Annotated in this window: 3 protein-coding genes and 1 pseudogene; 2 read left to right on the forward strand and 2 right to left on the reverse strand. The window is 42.4% G+C overall.

Annotated features, from left to right (window positions below; genetic code table 11):
* Nucleotides 1–459: 459 nt before the first annotated feature.
* Nucleotides 460–978, reverse strand: coding sequence for an NUDIX hydrolase (locus IQQ51_RS21335; RefSeq protein ID WP_017059522.1), 519 nt, complete (start codon nt 976–978; stop codon nt 460–462).
* A 302-nt stretch (nt 979–1,280) separates the two neighbouring features.
* On the opposite strand from IQQ51_RS21335, the gene IQQ51_RS21340 reads away from it, so the two are divergent.
* Nucleotides 1,281–1,535, forward strand: a complete 255-nt coding sequence (locus IQQ51_RS21340; protein WP_017079683.1) for a DUF333 domain-containing protein — start codon at nt 1,281–1,283, stop codon at nt 1,533–1,535.
* Between the two features lie 208 nt (nt 1,536–1,743).
* Nucleotides 1,744–2,421, forward strand: coding sequence for a hypothetical protein (locus IQQ51_RS21345; protein WP_081231432.1), 678 nt, complete (start codon nt 1,744–1,746; stop codon nt 2,419–2,421).
* 4 nt (nt 2,422–2,425) lie between these two features.
* Here the strand turns inward: IQQ51_RS21345 and IQQ51_RS27485 are convergent.
* A pseudogene (locus IQQ51_RS27485) lies at nt 2,426–2,819 on the reverse strand (YdcF family protein); the annotation flags it as partial.

Consider the following 2,819-nt stretch of genomic DNA (forward strand, 5'->3'; position numbering starts at 1 on the left):
TTAACGATATAACCGGGCAGTTAAGCTAGATAGGTTCATCGTTGAGGTAAAGATACATCAAAAACACTTAGTTGACAATATCAACCATATTCAATAATTAGTTTCCGCTATTAAATTTTAGCATTGCTAGAAACAACTTTGCCGCCAAAAGTGGCGGCAAATAAATAGCTTAGCAGGCCTGGGGCTGTTGACCTTTCGAGCTGGGTTTTGCAGCATCTTGTGGGAAATTTATACAAGGAAGAGGTTTTGACGTGTAGTTGGCCTACATGAAAAGCCGATAACGCAGTAGAAATGAACCACAAGAGCTGCCCGAAGGGTTCGGCTAAAATCGTTTTATGCTTTGTTGAAGAATATTTGCTTAGAATGACTAGGCTACATACTCTTCGCCGCGCCTAAAACGATTTTATATCGAACAAAACTTAACCACGAAAGGTCAACAGCCCCAAGTATTGATAACGGCTAAAGCATCTCTTTGGCAATCAAATGCAGCAGAAACGTTTCCCGCTCAATGCTCATGCCCTTTTTAGGGCTCTCTGCCATCGTCTTTTCGTTATGAGCGATCGCTTCATGGATATTCATCCACACCGGTTTCATCCCATTTTTCACTTCATAATCTTCGTAAGCCGTTTCACCAAGCTCACGATCGATCTTGCATGAGTAGCAGTAAGAAATCATGTGCATCATGTCTGCATCGTCTTTGTACCAAGGTCGAAACTCTTCAAAAATGCCGAACGGCTTGATGCTATGGATATTCTTCGCGCCAGTCTCTTCTTCGAGTTCACGAACCATACCTGCGATCACATCTTCGCCTTCATCCAAACCACCACCAGGAATGGTGTAGTCGTGATAACGCTCTGTATACAGCATCAGAATGTCTTCACCATCTAACACAATGGCACGGGCAGCGTTGCGCTTATAGACCGTTTTATTGTCTAGATGGTCGATATCAGGGTGGATGGTTGTTTTTAGGTGTCTCATGATTCTGACTGCTCTACTGAATTTGGCGGCATCATATCATAATCATCAATAGATTCGAGGTTCACAACCGCTAACCAGAACTGATCGGACGGGGATATTCCTACGGTAACTTGAATCCACTTAGCTTGATCTAACACTCAAAAAGTCGTTAAACATGAAGAAATATCAACCTATTTCAATATCTTGACCAAATTAGGACAACCTTTTCTGAAATCTAAAATATACTAATTTCATAGAGCTTCTCATTTGGTTCTGTAGAACTTAACGCATTCGATTATAGAGTTATCACGTAGGAGATAGACATGAAGAAAATTGGTTTGATGGCTGTATGTGCCGTTGTATTAGGCGGTTGTGCAAACGACTATGCAGAATATAGCGAAGGCCAACGTGTTTCAGTCGCTAACCCAGCAGCGGTTTATTGTGTTCAACAGGACGGTGAATTAGACACGGTTACTGAAAACAATCAGCGTACAACTTACTGTGTATTCGATGACGGCGAGCGCATTGAACAGTGGGAGTACTACCGCAATAACCATGAGCAAGAAACTGAAAAGTAATCACTTCTATTACAAGTTTCCAATCTCAAAGCTGTAATCCCCCCCTAAAAATTCAATTATGTTATGTAAACTGTCTGCCATAAGGCAGCGGTTTACCGTATACATACACCAATTGAACACTGTTTTATTTCTGACACATCTCTGACATTAGCCTAACCTAGGCCGATAGAATGCCCGCCTGTTACAAAATTTTACACATAGAATTATTATGAAAAGCCAATCAAAAACGAAAGAACAAACTCAAATGTCATTTGAACTGCCAGAGTTCACCCTTTCTCAGTCGACATCTCAAGTGATCTACAAACGCTGCCAAACCGCTCTCGTTGTTTTAGCGATTGGTATTGTCGCAAACCTTACTCTTCGAATTGATTTTGTATTGTTGAATGGCAATGTTGGTGAGATCTCGGTGACAGAGATGCTGCAACAGTTACTGCTTATTGTCGCGTCTGGATCTTTTGCTTATCTAGCGAGAGAGAAGCGTGAAGTTAAGCATGCTGCTATGCTCATCAGTGCATTTTTCGGTGTGATGTTTATTCGTGAAATGGACTTTTGGTTCGACAAGATTGTACATGGCGCTTGGGTTGTTCCTGCCCTATTGGTTGCTGGTAGTGCAATTTTCTATGCGATTAAAAATGGTAAACAAACCATTGATCAACTTGCGCTTATTCTTGCTTCCCCACACATGAACTTGCTAGTAACTGGCGTGATGCTTCTGTTGGTGTTCTCTCGCTTATTTGGCATGGGCAGCTTCTGGCACAATGTTATGGGCGATGATTACGTTCGAGCGGTTAAAAACATCGCTGAAGAAGGCACTGAGCTTTTGGCTTACTGCCTGATTGCGTTTGCGAGTTTAAAGACCGTTATTGGTATCACGAGAAAGAAATAATCACCTATCGCCACCAGCGATGTGTGTGATCCGATTCCGGATCTAAATAACGATTCAATAAAGTCAGGTTAGTATCTAGTAGAGCTAGGTATTCCCTGACTTTTTTTATATCGGTACCCACTGAAGTCTGCTGGATACAGCGCTCCAATGCTGGGAGTAAACTCTCCACAATGTCAAAGTCAGATGAACGTCCAACGAGCTCCTTGGCAGTTATCAATGCTTCCAAAGACAGTCTTTCTGGCTCTCGTCTAACCAACTCTAAATCTCGCTTAAATGCGCCCGCACAAACACCTTCAAGATAAACTCGGTAGGTCGTCAGTACGTCCATCAACAGAAACAATTGCCCTTGAGCACTTTGATGTGGGTATGGCACCGCAACATGAGCATCCAACCTACGA

Origin of the sequence: Vibrio sp. OPT18, from assembly GCF_015163615.1 — a bacterium.
GTDB lineage: Bacteria > Pseudomonadota > Gammaproteobacteria > Enterobacterales > Vibrionaceae > Vibrio > Vibrio coralliirubri.